The sequence below is a fragment of the Corallococcus caeni genome, assembly GCF_036245865.1.
Taxonomy (GTDB): Bacteria; Myxococcota; Myxococcia; order Myxococcales; family Myxococcaceae; genus Corallococcus; species Corallococcus caeni.
In genome coordinates this window covers 616,148-635,620 of sequence record NZ_BTTW01000001.1, presented here as the reverse complement: position 1 = coordinate 635,620, position 19,473 = coordinate 616,148, and the positions used below count along the sequence as shown (strand labels likewise).

The following is a 19,473-nucleotide window of genomic DNA, read 5'->3' as shown; positions in this document are numbered from 1 at the left end:
CCGAAGCCTGAAGCTCGGCACCCGCTTCGTCGTGCTCGCGCATGCGGAGGCGCTGACGTAAAGGAGCCCGTCATGAGAGAGAACCTTCGGATTGCCGTGGTGGGCGCCACGGGCGTGGTGGGCCGCGAGGTGCTGGCCAACCTGTACGCGCGCGACGTGCCCATGGAGCAGGTGCGGGCCTTCGGCTCGGAGCGCTCCAAGGGCCTGGAGGTGGAGTACGGCGAGGACACGCTGGAGGTGGAGCGGGCCTCCGCGGACGCCTTCCGGGGCATCCACGTCGTGCTGCTGGCCACGCCCGCGGAGGCCTCCCGCACGCTGGCCCCCGCCGCGCAGGCCGCGGGCGCGTGGGTGGTGGACGCGAGCAGCGCCTTCCGCAGCGACGGCAACGTGCCGCTCATCCTGCCGGGCTTCAACACGGAGGCCCTGGGGCCGGGCTTCAGCTTCAAGGGCCGGGTGGTGAGCCTGCCGGGCATCGTCACCAGCGCCACGGTGCACCTGGTGGAGCCGCTGCGCCGCGCGTTCGGCGTGGTGCGCGCGCAGGTGACGGCGCTGATGGGCGCCTCCAGCGCGGGCGTGCGCGGCATCTCCGAACTGGAGAAGCAGACCGCGGACCTGCTCTCCGGCCGCGAGCCGGAGCCGCAGGTGTTTCCGCACCGCGTGGGCTTCAACCTGGTGCCCCAGGTGGGCAGCTTCATGGTGAACAGCCCGTGGACGGAGGAGGAGGGCGGCTGGACGCTGGAGGCCGCGCGCCTGTTCTCCGCCCTGGGCGAGACGCCCGTGCTGGCCGGCACCGCCGTGCAGGTGCCCACCTTCCACGGCCACGGCCTCACCGTGAACGTGCAGCTGAAGAAGCCGGGCCCGGTGGAGCAGGTGCGCGCCGCCCTGAAGACGTCCCCCGCCCTCAAGGTGCTGGACGCCCCGGGCGAGCGCATCTACCCCATGCCCATGCTGGTGATGAGCGACCCGGCCGTCCACGTGGGCCGGGTGCGCGCCTTCCCCCAGGCCCCGGAGTGGGTGACGCTCTTCGCGTCGGTGGACAACGCCGGCCGGGCCGCCGCCCACCTGGTGGACGCGGGCCTCAAGCTGGCGGAACGCCCCGCCTGACAATTTGGCAAAGCCCCCGGGGGCACCTTGCCTGTTTGGCGCGCGAACCCGGGGTTTTCCTTGGGAGACAGGCCGGCCGGGCAGGGGTTGTGGGTGGCCCCGCCCTTGCTAGCTTCCGGCCCATCCATGCGTCTTCCCTTCATTGGCCTCCTGCTCTTCGCGTCCACGGCCGTGGCCCAGGTGCCGACGGTGACGTTCTCGAGCGCGTCCACCAGCACGACGGGCCTGACCATCACCGTGCCCAAGTCCGACTGCGGCATCCAGCGGCGCTTCAGCTTCACGCGCTCCGGGACGCCCTGCGAGGAGTCGCTCTACCTCTACGTCACCACGGCCAGCTGCGGGACGCGGCCGCTGGCGGGTGACCTGACGCTCGCGACCTACGGCCCGTCCGACACGACGGCGAGCGGCACCCTGTCGTTCAGCGTGGAGGAGGTGCTCGCTGCGCGCAACTCCTCCGCGGACGCGGGCTCTGCGATGACGTGCGCGAACGTGACGACGGAGATGACGTTCAACCTGTGCGCGGCGGCCCGGAGGACGGACTCCACGGGCTTCAACTGCCAGACCACCTACAGCAGCGTGGGGACGCCCGCCTACGTGGTGAAGTACGACCCCGCGCCGCCCGCCACGCCCACCATCGCCAAGGTCATCGCCCGGGACTCGGCGCTGTCGGTGCAGGTGGACGGGGCGGAGACGGACTCCACCATCGTGGTGGAGGCGGCGGCGGTGGCGACGAGCGACGCGGGCACCGACGGCGACGCCGGGACGGAGGACGCGGGCACGGACGCCGACGCGGGCACGGACGGCGGGCAGGGGCTGGTGGGCGCGCTGGCGGTGGAGGGCACGACGGGGCCCGTGACGCGCGTCACGAAGGCGGCGGGCGAGGGCAACGTCGTGATTTCCGGACTCACCAATGGCGTGACGTACCGGATCCAGGCGAGCATCATCGACAAGGCTGGCAATGAGAGCACCCAGTCGGCACCGGCGGAGGGAACGCCCGTGAAGAGCAGTGGTCTGTTCGACGCCTACAAGGATGCCGGCGGCGAGGAGAGCGGCGGCTGTGCCGCGACCGGTGGTGGCATCGCGGGTGGCGCGGTGCTGGCCGCGCTGGGCATCTGGCTGTCGTCTCGGAGGAAGGTGTCATGAGCAGCAGGGCTGTGGGCCTGGGAGTCGCGGCGCTTCTCTTGGCGGTACCGGCGGTGGCGCAGGAGGTGACCATCCCCACGCGCTCCCCGCGCACGGGCGCGGTCATCATCCGCGGGGGCGGCTACAAGCCGCGCATCGACACGGAGAAGGCCCTCAACGGCGCGACGCCGTACGAGGACACCTTCGGTGACACGTCGCTGCTGCTCATCGAGGGAGAGCTCCAGCGCTTCTTCTACCAGGGCATCGGCACGGCGGGCCTGGGCCTGGGCGTGGGGTACGCGGAGAAGTACGCGGACGCGAAGCTCGCGGACGGCTCGGCGGCGGCGGACAAGGCGGCGCTGAAGGTGCTGCCCATCCAGCTCAACGCCTTCTACAAGTTCGACTACGCGGCCTTCCGCTGGGGCATCCCGCTGGTGCCGTACGCCAAGCTGGGGCTCGTCTACTCCCCGTGGTGGATGACCAAGGGCAGCGAGACGGAGCTGGTGGATGGCGACAAGGCCAGCGGCGGCAAGTGGGGCTGGGCGGGCACCGCCGGCGTGTCGTTCCTCCTGGACGTGCTGGAGCCGCGCTTCGCGCGCGACTTCGACTCGGACCTGGGCGTGAACCACTCGTACCTCTTCGCCGAGTACACGCATGCGGATGTGAACAACTTCGGCGGCAAGGGCCTGAACCTGGGCAGCCGGCGCTGGATGTTCGGGCTGGCGTTGGACTACTAACCGAAAGGCCCATGGCGTCCCGACCCCGCGCGCTCCCTTCGTCGCTTCGGCTGTTCCTCCTGCTGGCCGCCGTGGGGCTGGGGGTTTCCGGCTGCCGGGGCCTGAGGCCGGACCTGGGGCCGGAGCGCACGCTGGAGGCGGGAGTCCCGGAGGCCTTCGGCTCCACCGCCCCGAAGGCGCCCGCCCTCACCTGGGACTTCGGGGACGGCACGCCGGCCCAGACGGCGCCGGGCGTGAAGCACGCCTGGGCCACCGCCGGCCGCTACACGGTGCGGGCGCTGGACGGGGACAAGGAGCTGGCCCGGGTGGTGCTGACCGTGGTGCCGCGTCCGGTGCTCCGCGCGGTGCCCCAGGACGCGCAGACGGTGCTGTGGGTGCCCCGCGTGCGCGGCAACGTGGAACGGCTGGTGGACTTCCACGAGCGGCTGGTGGGCGCCGGCAACGCGCGCCGCACGCTGGAGTCCTCGCCCCTGACGCCGCTGCTGCTGCGGAGCCTGGAGGAGGGGCCTTCGGAGGTGGACCCGGAGGAGGGCTTCGGCTTCTTCCTCCTGCCGGACTTCGACGGCGTGGTGGCGCTCCTGGGCGTGACGGATTCGCGGGCGGCGCTCGCGGCCGTGGCGCGCGAGCTGCGCAACGCCGGCCACCAGGTGCTGCCCCGCGAGGACGGCAGCGCGCGCGTGGAGCCGGTGGACGGCGGCCGGGCCATGCTGCTGTTCGCGGACCGGGGCTACGTGTACCTCGCGGTGCCGGACTCGCCGGACGCCCCGGAGCCCGGGGAGACGGTGAAGGCGCTGGCGGTGGTGGAGTCCCCGGATGTGGAGTTGGTGCGCCGCCGGGTGGAGGCGCTGTCCGGGCCGGGCATCTCCGAGAACGCGCTCCTGGCGGAGCTGCGCGGCAAGGTGCGCGACGGCAGCGTGCTCCTCTTCTCCGCGCCGCCGGTGCCGGAGGCGGAGAAGGAGGACATGCCGGTGCGCGGCTTCTTCGGCGCGCTCGCGGTGCAGGCGGATCAAGCGGAGCTGGACGGCTTCCTGTCGTCGTCCCGGCCGCTCCTGGGCGGCACGCGGGGCCCTGCCTCCGCGCTGCTGGGACGCGCGGCGGTGGGGCCGGTGGCGGCGGCGCAGCTGTCGGTGCCCCCGGAGGAGCTGGCGCGGCTGGTGTTCGGCTCTCCGGAGTCACCGCGGCGGCAGCGGACGCTGGAGCGCTGGCGCAAGCAGGGGCTGGACGCGGAGCCGCTGTTGAAGGCGCTGCGCGGCGACGTGGCGATGCTCGTCTACTTCGACGCGGCGGCCTTCTTCCGGAGCTTCATCCAGGACCAGCGCCCGGCCCCGAAGGGCACGGTGGTGATGGAGGCGGGGCTCACGTCCGTGGAGCCGGTGCTCCAGCTCGTCCAGAAGCAGCTGCAGGACAACGCGCTCGTCTTCCAGAAGGAGGCGAAGGGCAGCACCACGCGCTTCCGCACGCGGCTGCTGGAGCAGCCGGTGTCACTCACGCTCACCCCGGAGCGCGCCACGCTGGAGGCGGGCGAGGTGCTCGCCGGCCGTGAGACGGGCGACGTGGGCGCGACGCTGCGCACGCGCTTCGGCGCGGAGGCGTTCGGCCCGGGCCACCTGTCGCTGATGGTGGACATGGGGCGGCTGCGGGCGGACCTCGCCGGGGTGCGTGAGGTGCCGGGCGTCGGCACGGGGAAGCTGCTGGCGAGCCAGGTCTTCGTGTCCGCGCTCCTGGAGCGGCTCACCCCGTTCGAGTACGGGTTCCTCGACTTCTCCCCCGCGGAAGGCGGCGGCCGGCTCCAGGGCCGCGTCGTGCTGCGCGAGCGGTAGGCACACACCAGGAGGCGCCAAGGCCATGTCCGTCACGGTGCTGTACTTCGCCGCGGCCCGCGAGCGCGCGGGCCTGTCGCGCGAGTCGTTGGACGTGCCCCCCGGGGCGCGCGTGTCGGACGTGCTCGCGCTGCTCGCCGCGAAGCACCCGCCGCTGGCGCCGCTCCTGCCGCACCTGCGCGTGGCGGTGCAGCAGCAGTTCGTGGCGCTGGACGCGCCGGTGTCGCCGGACGCGGAGCTGGCGCTGATTCCCCCCGTGGCCGGCGGCGCGCCGGGCCTCTTCCGCGTGGTGGACCGGCCGCTCCAGCTGTCGGAGGTCGTGGACGCGGTGGCCTCCGAAGGGGCGGGCGGGCTGGTGACGTTCTCCGGCGCCGTGCGCAACCAGACGAAGGGCCGGCGCGTGCTGCGGCTGGAGTACGAGGCCTACGCGCCCATGGCGGAGGCGAAGCTCGCGGAGATTGGCGACGAGGTGGCCCGCGCGTGGCCGGGGACGCGGCTGGCCATCGTGCACCGCGTGGGGACGCTGCTGCCGGGTGAGCTGGCCGTCGTCATCGCCGCGGCCTCCGCGCACCGCAAGGAGGCCTTCCGGGGCTGTGAGCACGCCATCGAGCGGCTCAAGCAGGACGTGCCCATCTGGAAGAAGGAGTTCTTCGAGGACGGCGACGTCTGGGTGGGGCTGGGGCCCTGAGCTAGCGCACGCCGAAGCTGGCGGGGACGGTGACGCGCGCGCCGCCGTCCTGCTTGCGCGCGGCGCGCTCCGCCTCCGTCAGCGGCTTGAGCGGCTGGTCCAGGCCCATGGCCTTGCGCCGCGCCTCCTCCTTGTCGTGGGCGACCTGCAGCGCGCGCGCGTTGTTCGCGGCGAGGCGCGCCGGGTCCGGCCCCATGGTGAGGAAGGCGACGGGCGCGCTCAGGAAGAGGATGGCCACGGTGATGAGCCAGGCCACGTCTCGCACGCGGAAGCGGCCCGCGCGCTCCTTCACCACCGACGGCTGCACCAGCAGCCGCAGCTCGCCCTCCATGAGGCGCAGCGTCATGCCCTCGCGCAGCTCCACCGCCGCGCGGCCCGGCGCGCCCGTCAGCTCCTCCGGGGCCACCGGCTGGAAGGCGTCGCCCTTGAGGCTCCTCTCCACGCGCGCGGACGGCGGCACGTGGATGCGCCAGCCCTGTGGCGTGCGCTCGGCGAGGAGGAAGGGTTCCTCCGGCAGCGTGAAGCCGTAGAGGGGCAGGGGGGCCGTCTCGTCGGGCGCGGCGTGGACCTGGCCCAGCTCAGGGCCGTAGCTCCAGGCCTCCGCCAGGGAGGTGCCCCAGTACAGCTCGCAGAAGAGTCCACCGTCCGCCACGGGCGCGGAGGGGGAGGAGGGCGCGGAAGGCGTCGGCATGTCGGGCCGGAGCATAGGGCCTTCGCGGCCGCCCGGCCCGGCTTCGTGGGGCCGGACGTCCCCTGGACGACGGGCGGCCTGCTCCTCAGGCGCCCGTCAGGTCCTTGAGCAGCGTCTCCAGCGTCTCGAAGTGCAGCGGCTTCACGAGGTGGGCGTCGAAGCCGGCCGCCTTGGAGCGCTGGCGGTCGGACTCCTGGCCGTACCCCGTCACCGCCACCAGCTTCATGGGGCGCGGCTCCTCCTGCTGGCGGAGCAGCCGGGCCAGCTCGTAGCCGTCCATCACCGGCAGGCCGATGTCCAGGAGCGCGATCTCCGGTTGGAAGGCCTTCGCCGCCTCCAGGCCCGTGGGGCCGTCGTAGGCCACGCGCGTCGTGCAGCCCAGGAACTCAAGGGACTCGGAGAGGACGTCCGCCGCGTCCCGGTTGTCGTCCACGATGAGCACGCGCGCGCTCACGGAGGTGGGCTCCTGCGGGACGAGCGCGCCGGGCTGCGGCGTGGGCAGCGCCGCGGGAGCTTCCGCCTCCAGCGCGGGCAGGCGCACGGTGAAGGTGCTGCCGCGGCCCCGGCCCGGGCTGTGCGCGCTGATGGTGCCGTCATGCAGCAGCACCAGGCTGCGCGCGATGGCGAGCCCCAGCCCCAGGCCGCCCTGGGAGCGGTCCAGGGCCTGGTGCTCCTGCACGAAGAGGTCGAACACGCGGGGCAATATCTCCGGCGCGATGCCCACGCCCGTGTCGCGCACGCTGACGACCAGCTCCTGGCCCTCGCGCGTGCCCGTCACGGCCAGGAAGCCGCCCGGCTCCGTGTACTTGGCGGCGTTGGTGAGCAGGTTGGCGAACACCTGCGCCAGCCGCGTGGGGTCGCCGTGGAGGTCCGTGCCGCGCTCCGGCAGGTCCACCTCCAGCGTGTGCTGGCGCTGATCGATGAGCGGGCTGATCTGCTCGATGGCCTTGGCCACCACGTCGGTGAGCGTGACGCGCTCGCGCTTGAGCGTGACCTTGCCCCGGGTGACGCGGCTGACGTCCAGCAGGTCGTCCACCATGCGCACCAGGTGCGTCACCTGCCGCTCGATGAGCGTGCGCTCGCGCTCCGCGGCCGTCTCTCCCCGCAGGCGCATCAACTGGAGCGCGGTGAGGATGGGGGCCAGGGGGTTGCGAAGCTCGTGGCCCAGCATCGCGAGGAACTCGTCCTTGGCGCGGTTGGCGGCCTCTGCTTCCCGCCGCGCGGTGGCCAGCTCCGTCACGTCGAAGACGACCACGATGATGCTCTCCACCTGGCCCTTCGCGTCGCTCATGGGCTGGTAGACGAAGTCGAAGAACACCTCCTGCGCCGTCTGCTCCGGGCCGTGGTGGAAGACGACGCGCAGGGAGCGGCCGATGTACGGCTCGCCCGTGGAGTAGACGCCGTCCAGCAGCTCGTAGATGCCCTGGTCGGCCAGGTCCGGCAGGGCCTCGCGGACGGGCTTGCCTATCACCGCGCGGTTCGCGACGAGCTGGAGGTAGTTCTGGTTGGCGAACTCGAAGACGTGCTCCGGGCCGCGCAGGATGGCGATGCCCACGGGCGCGTTCTGGAAGATGCGCGCCAGCCGCTCGCCGTGCGCGGCCTCCAGCTTGCGCAGCCGGGAGCGGGTGACCTGCGCGGTGACGCGCGCCAGCAGATCCCTCGTGGAGAACGGCTTCACCAGGTAGTCATCCGCGCCCGCGTTGAGGCCCTCCTCCTGGGCCTCCTCGCCCGCGCGGGCGGACAGCAGGATGACGGGCACCGTCCGGGTGCGCTCGTCCGCGCGCAGGGCCTGGAGCAGCCCGAAGCCGTCCAGCCGGGGCATCATCACGTCGGACAGGATGAGGTCCGGGGGCCGGGCGCGCGCGGCCTGGAGCGCGGCCTCGCCGTCCGCCACCGCCTCCACCGTCCAGTGCGCGCCCAGCAGCCGGCTCACGTACTCGCGCATGTCCGCGTTGTCGTCCGCGAGCAGCACGTGCCCCCGCTCCTCGTCGCCGAGCACCGCCGCGGCGATGGACTCCGGAGGGGCGCTGTCCTCGCCGGGCATGGCGGGCAGGCCCGTCAGCCAGCCCAGGGCGTCGCGCACGTAGGGGTCCGCCCCAGCGGGCAGCGGACGCTGGCTCCGCGCGGACGTCACGTGCTCCGGCGGCAGGTGCTCGAAGCCCGTGGGGATGCGCACGGTGAAGGTGGTGCCGCGGTCCAGCTCGCTCTGGACGGTGAGGGTGCCGCCGTGCAGCCGCACCAACTCGTGCACCAGCGCCAGGCCGATGCCGGAGCCTTCGTGGGAGCGCGCGCGGGCGCCGTGCACGCGGTGGAAGCGCTCGAAGAGGCGGGGTAGCTCATGGGCGGGAATGCCCGTGCCGGTGTCGGTGACGCGCAGCTCCAGGTGCCCGTCCCGCTGCGCCTGGGCCACGGTGATGGTGCCGCTGAAGGTGAACTTCAGCGCGTTGGAGATGAGGTTGAGGACGATCTTCTCCCACATCTCGTGGTCCACCCAGGCCGGCTCCGGCAGGGGCGGGCAGTCCACGTCGAGCGCCAGCCCCGCGCGCTCGATGGCGGAGCGGAAGGCGCTGGCGAGCCCGGAGGTGAGCGCGGCCAGGTCGGTGGGCTCGTAGGTGGCGCGCACGCGGCCGGCCTCGATGCGCGCGAAGTCCAGCAGCGTGTTGACCAGCTTGCGCAGGCGCACGCCGTTGCGGTGCACCGTCTCCAGCGCGTCACCCTGGAGCGTGCGCCCGGGGCTGGCGAGCGCGTCCTCGGTGGGGCCCAGCAGGAGCGTGAGCGGCGTGCGCAGCTCGTGGCTGATGTTGCTGAAGAAGGCCGTCTTCGCGCGGTCCAGCGCCGCCAGCTCCTCCGCGCGCTGCCGCTCCTCCTGGTAGGCGCGCGCGTTGGCGAGCGCGGCGGCGACCTGTTCGGCGGTGCCCTGGAAGAAGGCGTGGTAGGGCGCGTCGAGCAGCCGCCGGGGGCTGACGCCGCCCACGAGGAAGCCGTACGGCCGCGCCTGTCCCGGCCGCGTCAGGGCCCGCACCACGGCGAGCGAGGGCGGCGTGTTCCAGCGGCCTCCGGGCAGGTCGCGGAGGCGCTGGCCCAGGTGCTTCACGACGACGGCGTCGCCCGTCCGGGCGGCCTCGGCGAAGGGCCAGTCGGTGTCGGACCCGGCGGAGAGGGACTGCTGCGCGGGCAGCGCGGCCAGGACGGCGTCGGGCAACCGGCTGCCGCCCGCCAGGCGCGCGGTGTCGCCGTTCGCGTCCAGCAGGTAGAGCAGGCAGAACGGCAGGTCCAGGTCGTTGTCCGCGAGCACGTTCAGGCTGGCGTGGCACGCCTGCTCCGGGGACTTCGCGTCGGCGGAGCGGGCCGCCAGGTCGCGCAACATGCGCAGCTGCCGGTCGTGCTGCACCTCCTGCGTCGTCTCGCGCACGGTGACGAGCACGCCGCCCACGCCGCCCTCTTCGTCGGGGATGGGGCTGTACGAGAAGGTGTGGAACGTCTCCTCGACGAACCCCCGGCTGTTGATGAACAGCTCCAGGTTCTCGCTCCAGGTGGCGGGGCCGCCGTTCAGCACGCCCCGGGCCATGGGGCCGACGACGTCCCAGATCTCCTGCCAGACCTGTTCCCCGGGCGCCCCCATGGAGCTGGGATGCTTGAGGCCGAGCACCGGGCGGTACGCGTCGTTGTAGATCTGGATCAGCTCCGGGCCCCACCACATGAGCATGGGGAACCGGTTGTGGAGCACGACGCCCGCCATCGTCTTCAGGCTGACGGGCCAGTCGCGGGACGGGCCCAGCGGCGTGCGGGACCAGTCCATCGAGCGCACCAGTTCGCCCATCTCTCCGCCACCCGCGAAGTGACGCTCCTCGGAAGGGGAAATGAAGGGGGACAGGGGCTGGGGCATGCGGAGCTCTGGGGGCGGCACGAGGTGGAAGAGGGCCTTGGCTTCTATTGGTGCGCACGCGGCCGTGCAATCAACGCGGTTGAGCGCAGCCGTGCAGCACCTGCCATCCAACAAGCGCTTTGCTCCCAGGAGGGCATCCGGCGGAGCAGGCGGAAGGCCGCCTCAGGGAGGAGAAGGGGCCACGACGCGAGCAGCGCCCGCGTCCGAAGCCACGGCTGCGGCGCTCACGGACGTGCCCGCGTCCTGGGCACGAGGGACCCCCACCGCCGCGGCCGTGCCCGCGTCCTGCGCCCGAGGCGCGACCGTGGCGACGGAGGTTCCCGCATCCTGCGCGGGAGGACCGACGGCGGTTGGGGCTCCCACGGTAAGCGCGGAAGGCGCGAGCGCGGTTGTACCCGCGTCCTGCACCCGGGGGGCGCTGGCGGTCGCGGACGTCCCCGCATCCGTGACCACGGTCGCGGCCACGGGAGCTCCCGCCGCCGCGACCGGAGGCGCGGTGACAGCCACGTGCACTCCCGCATCCACGACTGTGGGAACGGCGGCCACCGCCGGCTTCACTGCCACCGGCGCGAGGCTCGCCGCCGGGAGGACGCCCGCGTCCGGAGCGACAGGGGCCGACGTGGCCAGGGGCGCGCCAGCGGGGGCCTTCATCCCGGCGTTCGGAGCCTCCGGTGAAGGCAGCGCGCGGCGGATCTCCGCGCCCGCCGTGGCCACGATGCCAATGGACAGGAAGAGGAACCCGGCCGTCTGCGCCACCGTCTCCACGCGCGGCGGGATGCGCCGTCCGCTCACCGCCTCGATGGCGAGCAGCAGCACCCGGCCGCCATCCAGGCCCGGCACCGGCACCAGCGTCAGCATGGCCAGCGCCACGGAGGCCGCCACCAGCGCGCGCACCAGCGCATCCACCCCGGACGCCGTGGACGACGCGACGTCGGAGGACTCCTGGCGCATCAGCGCGCCCGGCCCGGCCCGGCCCGCGACCTCCGGTCCACGCACCATCGCCAGCAGCGTGGACAGCGCCTCGGACGCCACGCGCCCGGTGTGCACCAGCGACTGCGTGAACGCCTCGCCGGGCGCGTGCTCGCGGAACACGTACTGCTGGCTCACGCCGATGCGCCCCGCGCCGTGCTCGTCCGCCCGGGGCCGCACCGTCACCGTGCGCGGCTCTCCGTGGCGGTCCACCGAAAGCTCCAGCTGACCGCCCACGCCGTCCGCCACCCGCGTGACGAAGTCCGACCAGCTCTCCAGCGGCCTGCCGTCCACGCCCACCAGCCGGTCCCCTGGCAGCAGCTGCGCCCGCGCCGCCTCCGAGCCCGGCAGCACCGTGCCCACCGTCAGCGGCACCACCACGTGCGTGCCCGACGAGTACAGCGCGAACAACAGCCCCACCGCGACCGCGTAGTTCGCCAGCGGCCCCGCGAGGATGATGGCCATCCGCTTGAGCGGCCCCAGCGTGCCGAACCCCGACGTGTCCTCCTCCGCGGAGCGGTGCGGGTTCATCCCCTGCAGGTTCGCGGACGCACCCAGCGGCACCGCGCCCAGCACGAACTGCGTCCCGCCCAGCCGGAACGACAGCAGCGGCGGCCCGAAGCCCACGGTGAAGCGCGGCACCCGCACGCCCAGCAGGCGCGCGGCCACCAGGTGCCCCAGCTCATGCACGATGAGCAGCGCCCCGAGCGCCAGGAGGACGAACAGGTAGTGCATCCGTGAAGGCCCGTTACAGCTTGCGGCGCTTCCCGGTGCGCTTGTAGGTCAGGTAGTCCGACAGGATGGTGCCGTGGTCGAAGCACAGGTCCTTGGGCAGCGCGTCCACGGTGAACGTCTTCGCCTCCGCCGCGTCGTCCGCGCCCACCGGCTCCCCCGTCGCCTTCGCGATGAACACCGTCGAGATGGTGTGCAGGCGCGGGTCCCGCTTCGGATCCGAGTAGCTGAAGAACTGCTCCTCCAGCGTCACGTCCAGGCCCGTCTCCTCCTTGGCCTCGCGGATGGCCGCCTTGTCCAGGGGCTCGCCCTCGTCCACGAAGCCGCCCGGCAGCGCCCAGCCCACCGGCGGGTTCGCGCGGCGGATGAGCACGATGCGCTCGCCGGACAACTCGATGATGCAGTCCACGGTGGGTTTGGGGTTGCGGTATTCAGGCATGGCGTCGCACTCTACCCAAAGCCCCCCGGCAAGCGCCCGTTCCGGATGTCTCCCGTGGGCGATGGTGCGTGCCGTGTCTACCCTGCGACGCCTCTGCTTCACCGCCCTCGTGGCCTCCACCCTGGCGGGCTGCCTGCCCTACAGCCAGAACGAGGGCGAGTACGAGCTCATCCCCACGGAGACGCTGCGCGACGACTGCGGGCTGCTGGAGACGTTCCAGGGCAACCTCCAGCTGAGCCTGCAGATCTCCGGACGCGTGGTGCGCGCGGACTTCGGCGTGCAGAACATGCAGCTGCTCGGCTACTTCCTGGAGGAAGGCGAGGGCTTCACCGCCGACGGCAGCGTGGCCAACGTCAGCACCACCGTGGACGGGGACAACGAGTGCCTGCTCGACCAGGTCCAGGTGCACCTGGACGCGACCACGCGGTGCGCCACCGAGTTCAGTGGGCAACTGCGGCTCGCCTACGACGCGAACAACAACACCGCCTGCACCTGCGAGCTGTGGTTCCGCTTCGACGGCGTTCAGGGGAACACCCGCTGCGAAGGGAACCCTTGAGATAGTGGGGTGGGCTTCCTAGAACAGGAGGGCTGTTCCCACGCTCCAGCTGAGGGACGCCCATGGCCAACACCCACGAAATCGTCTCGGTCCTGACCGAGTCCCGCGTCTTCCCCCCGCCCAGGGAGTTCTCCGAGCGGGCCCACATCCGCGGCATGGAGGACTACCAGCGGCTGTGGGACCAGGCCGCGAAGGATCCGGACAGGTACTGGGGGGACCGCGCCCGCGAGGAGCTCTACTGGAAGGAGCCCTTCCAGACGGTGCTGGACTGGAAGCCGCCCCACGCGCGCTGGTTCGTCGAGGGGAAGACAAACCTCGCCTACAACTGCCTGGACCGGCACCTGCCGAAGCTCAAGGACAAGCCCGCCATCCTCTTCGAGGGCGAGCCGGGCGACCGCCGCAGCATCACCTACGGAGCGCTGTCCCAGCAGGTGAACCGGCTGGCCAACGGCCTCAAGTCGCTGGGGGTGAAGAAGGGCGACCGCGTGGGCATCTACCTGCCCATGGTTCCGGAGGCGGCCGTCGCGATGCTCGCGTGCGCGCGGCTGGGCGCGGTGCACTCGGTGGTGTTCGGCGGCTTCTCCGCGGAGGCGCTCCAGGACCGCATGAAGGACGCGGGCGCGAAGGTGCTGCTCACCGCGGACGGCGGCTGGCGCAAGGGCGCGGTGGTGCCGCTGCTGAAGAACGTGGAGGCCGCGCTCCCCAACGCCCCCAGCATCGAGAAGGTCGTCGTCCTCACGCGCACCGGCGACGGCAAGCTGCCGGAAGGGCCGAAGTTCGTGGCGTGGGACGCGCTGGTGAAGGGCCAGTCCGACACCTGCGAGCCGGAGTGGGTGGAGAGCGAGCACCCGCTGTTCATCCTCTACACGTCCGGCTCCACCGGGAAGCCCAAGGGCGTGCTGCACACCACGGCCGGGTACGCGCTGGGCGCGTCGCTCACCACGCGCTGGGTGTTCGACCTGCGCGACGAGGACGTCTACTGGTGCACCGCGGACGTGGGCTGGGTGACGGGCCACACGTACGTCGTCTACGGCCCGCTGATGAACGGCGTCACCACCATCATCTACGAGGGTGCGCCGACGCAGCCGGGGCCGGACCGCTTCTGGGACATCATCGCGCGCTACAAGGCCACCATCCTCTACACCGCGCCCACCGCCATCCGCGCCTTCATGCGCCTGGGCGACGCGCCGGTGAAGAAGCACGACCTGACTTCGCTGCGCCTCCTGGGCAGCGTGGGCGAGCCCATCAACCCCGAGGCGTGGATGTGGTACCGCGACGTCATCGGCGGGGGGCGGTGCCCCGTGGTGGACACATGGTGGCAGACGGAGACGGGCGGCATCATGATCTCCCCGCTGCCCGGCGCGACGCCCACCAAGCCCGGCTCCGCCACCCTCCCGCTGCCCGGCATCCACGCGGAGATTCTGGACCGCGAAGGCAAGCGCGTGCCGAAGGGGCAGGGCGGGCTGCTCTTCGTGACGAAGCCCTGGCCGTCCATGCTGCGCAGCGTGTACGGGGATCCGGAGCGCTACGTGAACACGTACTTCAGCGAGCTGCCCGGCATGTACTTCACCGGCGACGGCGCGCGCACGGACGCGGACGGCTACTTCTGGCTGATGGGCCGCGTGGATGACGTGGTGAACGTCGCGGGCCACCGCCTGGGCACCGCGGAGGTGGAGAGCGCGCTCGTGGCGCACCCGAAGGTGTCCGAGGCCGCCGTCGTGGGCCGCCCGGACGACCTGAAGGGCACGGCGCTCGTGGCCTTCGTGACGCTCAAGCACGGGAACGCTCCCTCGGACGCGCTCAAGAAGGAGCTGGCGGTGCACGTGGGCAAGGAGATTGGCGCCATCGCGCGGCCGGATGAGATCCGCTTCGCGGAAGGGCTGCCCAAGACGCGCTCCGGGAAGATCATGCGCCGGCTGCTGCGCGACGTGGCCGCGGGCAAGCAGTCCACGCAGGACACCACCACGCTGGAGGACCTCAACGTCCTGGCCGCGCTGCGGCAGAACGACGAGTAGCCTCCAGGCAGCGCAAGCGGCCGCCCCTACGCGTCCTTCGCGTCCTTGCGGGGGCGGCCGTGCTTGTCCTTCACCTGCTCGCGGTCCGCCTTGCTCCACCAGATGCGGGAGCTCCACAGGGCGGGGCCGAGCACGACCGTGAGGACGAAGAACACCACCAGGCCCACCACGATCTCCGTCACGGCTTCCTCCAGAAGGAGCCCTGGGGGCGGACGGCCCCCGGGCGGGAAAAGCCAACCCTAGCGTCCCGGTGCGGCGGCTGCCATCGCGCGTGAGGGCCGGGCAGTAGCGGGGGGCTCGGCGGCCATCGGCTTCACGCATGGCGCCCGCGCGGCGCGGGGGCCCGGGTGCCTGAGGGCCGGGCAACCTGTCCGGGCGGGCAGCGGGCGAAGGTCCTGCTAGATTGCGCCGCCATGAACCGATTCCCTTCGACCCTCCTCACCGCGCTGCCGCTGACGGCGGTGCTCGTGGCCCCCGTCGTCGCGGACGCCTGCACCAGCATGCTGGTGACGAAGGGCGCCACGACGGACGGCTCCACGTTCATCACCTACGCGGCGGACGCGCACGAGCTGTACGGCGAGCTGTACTACACGCCCGCGCGCCGCCACGCGGCCGGCGCCATGCGCGACGTCGTGGAGTGGGACTCCGGCAAGTTCCTGGGCCGCATCAAGCAGCCGGCCGCCACGTACTCCGTGGTGGGCAACATGAACGAGCACCAGCTCTCCATCAGCGAGTCCACCTTCACGGGCCGCAAGGAGCTGGAGGGGCCCTCGGGCCTCATCGACTACGGGTCGCTCATCTACATCGCGCTGGAGCGCGCGAAGACGGCCCGCGAGGCCATCCAGGTGATGACGGACCTGGTCGCCGAGTACGGCTACGCCTCCACCGGCGAGACGTTCTCCATCGCCGACCCGAAGGAGGCGTGGATCCTTGAGATGATTGGCAAGGGCGAGGGGCAGAAGGGCGCGGTGTGGGTGGCCCGCAAGCTGCCGGACGGCTACATCTCCGCGCACGCCAACCAGTCGCGCATCCGCCAGTTCCCGCTCAACGACAGCAGCACCACGCTGTACGCGCCGGACGTCATCACCTTCGCGCGCGCGAAGGGCTGGTACACGGGCGCGGACAAGGACTTCAGCTTCGCGGACACGTACCACCCGCTGGACTTCGGCGGGCAGCGCTTCAGCGAGGCGCGCGTGTGGAGCATCTTCCGCCGCGCGGCCCCGTCCCTGAAGCTGGGCGTGGAGTACGCGGACGGCGCGGACACGACGAAGCGCCTGCCCCTGTGGGTGAAGCCGGACAAGAAGGTGTCCGTGCAGGACGCCATGGCGCTCATGCGCGACCACTTCGAGGGCACGCCGCTGGACATGTCCAAGGACGTGGGCGCGGGGCCCTACGCGGTGCCCTACCGCTGGCGCCCCATGACGTGGGACGTGGACGGCAAGAGCTACGTGCACGAGCGCGCCATCTCCACGCAGCAGACGGGCTTCTCCTTCGTCGCGCAGATGCGCGCGTCGCTGCCGGACGCCATCGGCGGGGTGCTGTGGTTCGGCGTGGATGACACCTTCACCACCGTCTACACGCCCATGTACGCGGGCATCCGGCAGGTGCCGAAGAACTTCGCCCAGGGCGTGGCCAGCCGCGGGGACTTCTCCTGGGACTCCTCCTTCTGGGTCTTCAACTGGGTGTCGAACCAGGCCTACGGGCGCTGGAGCGACATGATCGTCGACGTGCAGAAGGCGCAGGGGGACCTGGAGGGCCAGTTCCTGGCGGATCAGTCCAACGTGGAGAGCATCGCGCAGGTGCTCTACAAGCGGACGCCGGAGCAGGCCCGCCAGTACCTCACCGAGTACTCCATGCAGCAGGGCGACAAGGTCCACGCGCGCTGGCGCAAGCTGGGCGAGCAGATGCTCGTGAAGTACATCGACGGCAACGTGCGGGACGCCACGGGCAAGGTGGGCCACCCGCGCTACCCGGACGCGTGGTACCGCCGCATCGCGGCTGACAACGGCAAGATGCTGGAGTCGCACGAGAAGCCGGAGCCGAAGCCCGCCGCCGCGCCGGCCCAGCCCGTGCCCCCCACGCCGCCGGCGGCGCCCGTGCAGCCCGCGGCCCCGAAGCCGACGGTCGCTCCGGCGCCCTGAGGCCCCCGCCGCGCCCCCGTGCACCGGAAGCACCCGGTGCGCGGGCTCCCGGCGGCGTCCGGACCCGGGAATCCGGGAACCCGGTGTCCACCGGGGGCCCCTCGCGCGGGGCCCGCATGTTCTCGCGTGTGTCGGTGGGTGGCTTGTGGCAGTGAGGGCCCCCGGGCGGCAACGTCGCGCCCGTGTCCGGAGGACGGTTCCTTGAGTGACGCCCCCACCGCGACGGCGCTGCCGTTCCGGGATGACGAACTGGCGGACTTCCTGGAGCGGACCAGCCGCACGTTCGCGCTCGCCATCCCGCTGCTCGAGGAGCCGCTGCGCCGCGAGGTGGGCCTGGGCTACCTGCTGCTGCGCGTCGCCGACACGCTGGAGGACGCCGCCCCCTGGACGCGCGACGAGCGGCGGGAGGCCCTGGCCGCCTTCGCGTCCCTGCTCCAGGAGACCCCGGGCGTGGACGCCGAGGCGCTGTCGCGCCAGTGGCTGTCGCGCCGCCCCAGCGAGAACGCGGGCTACCTGGACCTGCTCGCGAGCACCCCCACGCTGCTGGCGAGCCTGGACGCGCTGCGCCCGGAGGCCGGCGCCATCCTGCGCCACTTCGTGCTGAAGACGGTGCAGGGCATGGGGCAGGTGCTGGCCGGCGCCTCCGAGGACGGACGGTTGCAACTGGGGTCGCTCCAGTCCCTGCGTGACTATTGCTACATCGTGGCGGGACTGGTGGGCGAGCTGCTCACGGACCTGTTCGTCCTGGATCCGCGCCTCGCGCCGTACGCGCCCAACCTGCGCTCGCTGGCCCCGCTGTTCGGAGAGGGGCTCCAGCTGGTCAACATCCTCAAGGACGCGCGGCAGGACCGGAAGGAGGGCCGCGTGTGGCTGCCGGAGGGCGTCCACCTCCAGGACGTGGAGCGGCTGGCGGGCGAGGACCTGGTCGCGGCCGCGCGCTACGTGCGGGCCCTGCACCTGGCCGGGGCGCCTCGGGACGTGCTCGCCTTCACCGCGCTGCCGCTCCTGCTGGCGCAGGCCACGCTGGAGCTGCTGGTGCGCGACGGCGCGGGCGCCAAGGTGTCGCGCGCCGTGGTGTCCGCCCAGCTGGACACCCTCCAGGCCGCGCTCTCGCGGGGCACGCTGCCGGAGGCCGTGGAGGCGCTCGCCGGGCCCGTTCCGGGCGGCCCCTGAAAAGCGTTGACCGGGAAGCAACTCCAGGGCGCTGGCGCCGGATAATTCCGGTGCAGGTGTTCCCCCTCTGGAGTGGTGTCCCTCATGAACTGCGCCCGCTCGGCCCCGGCGGTCATCGTCTACTTCCCCGCGCGTTCAGAGGCGGCGCCCCCGCGGGTGCACCGCCGCGTGGCCCGGCTCGAGCGGCAGGGTGGGGGGCTGCCGTTCGCCGCCACGCGTCACCGGGGGCTGTGGACGTTCCAGACGCCGGAGGGGCCGGAGCGCTGGCTGCCCGGCCGGGTGCGGGGGCAGGCCCGGATGCATGCGTTCCTGGTGGAGGTGCTGGGCTTCGGCGCGCTCATCCAGGCGTATGACGTGGCGGCGGACACGCGCAGCGACTCGCTGCCCGGGCACCCGGACTTCGCGAAGAACTTCGACCTGTTCCTGCACCACTACGCGGGCGCGCTGCTCAAGCACGCCGCGCCGGAGGTGGCCTTCGCCCGCGCGCTGGGGCAGGTGGTGATGCTCAACGGCCAGCAGTGGGCCGGGCTGGGCTTCACGCTGACGGACGCCGGCCAGCGGCTGGTGGACGCGTGGCTCGCGGAGCAGGGCGTGGTGCTCAGCCCCCCCGCTTGAGCCACACCCGCAGCGGCCCCCCGCGCTCGAAGCCCAGGGCGCACCAGGCGTCGAGCGCCTCGCCGTGCTCGTAGCCGACGAGGGAATGCCCCGGGAAGCGGGCGCGGAGCCGCGAGAGCAGCTCCGCGTCCAGCGATGAGGGCGCGCCTTCGCGGCGGAATGTGTTCGACAGTCCGACGGCCCCCGCGGCGAGGGACGCGATGCCACCGGCCAGCGGGCGTGGCCCGTCCCCCGCCGCGAGGAAGACGACGCCTTCTTCTTGAAGCAGCGCGGGCGGAAACACGCGGACGCCGGGGGCGGGCAGGGCTCCCTCGGGCAGCCCGCTCCAGGCCGCCTCCCAGGCCTCCAATTCGTCCGGGGTCTGGACCGTACGCCACACCAGGCCTGACGCGGGTGGGGGCACGGACGCGGCGGCCTCCAGGTGGATCCACCGGGCTTCAAACAGCACGTCGAAGCCGAGCGCGGAGAGGTCGAGCGTCGCGAAGCTGTCCTTCACGCCCCAGCGGCCCGGCAGCTCCAGGCGGGACAGGGCCTGGAGGGTGGCTTCCGTCCCGTCCGCCGTGAGCGTGACGGCGTTGGGATAGAAGGCCGGCACCGGCGCGGGGTTGATCCACAGGCCGTGCTCGAAGCGGCCCGGGCGGCCATGGGCGCGGCAGACGGCATCGCACCAGTCCGCGTTGTTCCGGACGGCGGGAAGCCAGGGCTGGGCAGGGGACATGGCCCGCGAGCATAGGGCCGGCCGGGCTCGGCAGCCCGCCTGCTTCCGGAGGGGGCCTCGGGAGACC

General features: G+C 72.6%; 16 protein-coding genes. 10 read left to right on the top strand and 6 right to left on the bottom strand.

Annotated elements, in window-relative coordinates; all coding sequences use genetic code 11:
- Positions 1 to 72: 72 nt before the first annotated feature.
- From AABA78_RS02630 to AABA78_RS02610, 5 genes are all read left to right on the top strand, one after another.
- A complete protein-coding gene (locus AABA78_RS02630) occupies positions 73 to 1,104 on the top strand; it encodes an aspartate-semialdehyde dehydrogenase (protein ID WP_171413565.1) in 1,032 nt (343 codons plus the stop codon).
- 126 nt (positions 1,105 to 1,230) lie between these two features.
- A complete protein-coding gene (locus tag AABA78_RS02625) occupies positions 1,231 to 2,247 on the top strand; it encodes an MXAN_2561 family MXYO-CTERM-anchored protein (RefSeq protein ID WP_338261486.1) in 1,017 nt (338 codons plus the stop codon).
- The gene (locus tag AABA78_RS02620) at positions 2,244 to 2,963 is read left to right on the top strand and encodes an MXAN_2562 family outer membrane beta-barrel protein (RefSeq protein WP_338261485.1); all 720 of its coding nucleotides are present in this window, start codon (positions 2,244 to 2,246) and stop codon (positions 2,961 to 2,963) included. The genes AABA78_RS02625 and AABA78_RS02620 overlap by 4 nt, the downstream gene beginning before the upstream one ends.
- An 11-nt stretch (positions 2,964 to 2,974) precedes the next feature.
- Entirely contained in the window at positions 2,975 to 4,783 is a 1,809-nt protein-coding gene (locus AABA78_RS02615; RefSeq protein WP_338261484.1) for a PKD domain-containing protein, read from the top strand.
- Positions 4,784 to 4,808: 25 nt separating this feature from the next.
- Entirely contained in the window at positions 4,809 to 5,471 is a 663-nt protein-coding gene (locus AABA78_RS02610; protein WP_338261483.1) for a molybdenum cofactor biosynthesis protein, read from the top strand.
- Between the two features lies 1 nt (position 5,472).
- Here AABA78_RS02610 and AABA78_RS02605 read toward each other — a convergent pair whose 3' ends face one another.
- The 4 genes from AABA78_RS02605 to AABA78_RS02590 all read right to left on the bottom strand — a co-directional run bounded on the left by AABA78_RS02605 (position 5,473) and on the right by AABA78_RS02590 (position 12,188).
- On the bottom strand, positions 5,473 to 6,162 hold the full coding sequence (locus AABA78_RS02605; protein ID WP_338261482.1) for a hypothetical protein: 690 nt from the start codon (positions 6,160 to 6,162) through the stop codon (positions 5,473 to 5,475).
- Between the two features lie 85 nt (positions 6,163 to 6,247).
- Positions 6,248 to 10,048 carry an ATP-binding protein gene (locus AABA78_RS02600; RefSeq protein WP_338261481.1) on the bottom strand — a complete coding sequence of 1,267 codons (3,801 nt, stop codon included), beginning with the start codon at positions 10,046 to 10,048 and terminating at the stop codon, positions 6,248 to 6,250.
- Positions 10,049 to 10,210: 162 nt separating this feature from the next.
- The gene (locus AABA78_RS02595; protein WP_338261480.1) at positions 10,211 to 11,752 is read right to left on the bottom strand and encodes a M50 family metallopeptidase; all 1,542 of its coding nucleotides are present in this window, start codon (positions 11,750 to 11,752) and stop codon (positions 10,211 to 10,213) included.
- A gap of 13 nt (positions 11,753 to 11,765) precedes the next feature.
- On the bottom strand, positions 11,766 to 12,188 hold the full coding sequence (locus AABA78_RS02590) for an NUDIX domain-containing protein (protein ID WP_120529920.1): 423 nt from the start codon (positions 12,186 to 12,188) through the stop codon (positions 11,766 to 11,768).
- A 73-nt stretch (positions 12,189 to 12,261) separates the two neighbouring features.
- On the opposite strand from AABA78_RS02590, the gene AABA78_RS02585 reads away from it, so the two are divergent.
- The gene (locus AABA78_RS02585) at positions 12,262 to 12,744 is read left to right on the top strand and encodes a hypothetical protein (RefSeq protein WP_338261479.1); all 483 of its coding nucleotides are present in this window, start codon (positions 12,262 to 12,264) and stop codon (positions 12,742 to 12,744) included.
- Positions 12,745 to 12,806: 62 nt separating this feature from the next.
- Positions 12,807 to 14,759 (top strand): acetate--CoA ligase, encoded by a 1,953-nt coding sequence (gene acs, locus AABA78_RS02580; protein ID WP_338261478.1) that lies wholly within the window; start codon positions 12,807 to 12,809, stop codon positions 14,757 to 14,759.
- A 26-nt stretch (positions 14,760 to 14,785) separates the two neighbouring features.
- On the opposite strand, the gene AABA78_RS02575 is transcribed toward acs, so the two are convergent.
- Positions 14,786 to 14,941, bottom strand: coding sequence for a hypothetical protein (locus AABA78_RS02575; RefSeq protein ID WP_158625595.1), 156 nt, complete (start codon positions 14,939 to 14,941; stop codon positions 14,786 to 14,788).
- 231 nt (positions 14,942 to 15,172) lie between these two features.
- Here AABA78_RS02575 and AABA78_RS02570 point away from each other — a divergent pair, with 231 nt between their 5' ends.
- The 3 genes from AABA78_RS02570 (at position 15,173) to AABA78_RS02560 (ending at position 18,688) form a co-directional block, all read left to right on the top strand.
- A complete protein-coding gene (locus AABA78_RS02570) occupies positions 15,173 to 16,900 on the top strand; it encodes a dipeptidase (protein ID WP_338261477.1) in 1,728 nt (575 codons plus the stop codon).
- 201 nt (positions 16,901 to 17,101) lie between these two features.
- Complete coding sequence (locus AABA78_RS02565) at positions 17,102 to 18,073, top strand: squalene/phytoene synthase family protein (protein WP_171413576.1); 972 nt, start codon at positions 17,102 to 17,104, stop codon at positions 18,071 to 18,073.
- Positions 18,074 to 18,157: 84 nt separating this feature from the next.
- The gene (locus AABA78_RS02560) at positions 18,158 to 18,688 is read left to right on the top strand and encodes a hypothetical protein (RefSeq protein WP_338261476.1); all 531 of its coding nucleotides are present in this window, start codon (positions 18,158 to 18,160) and stop codon (positions 18,686 to 18,688) included.
- Here AABA78_RS02560 and AABA78_RS02555 read toward each other — a convergent pair.
- Complete coding sequence (locus tag AABA78_RS02555; RefSeq protein ID WP_338261475.1) at positions 18,672 to 19,406, bottom strand: hypothetical protein; 735 nt, start codon at positions 19,404 to 19,406, stop codon at positions 18,672 to 18,674. The two genes, AABA78_RS02560 and AABA78_RS02555, sit on opposite strands and share 17 nt — an antisense overlap.
- Between the last annotated feature and the right edge of the window lie 67 nt (positions 19,407 to 19,473).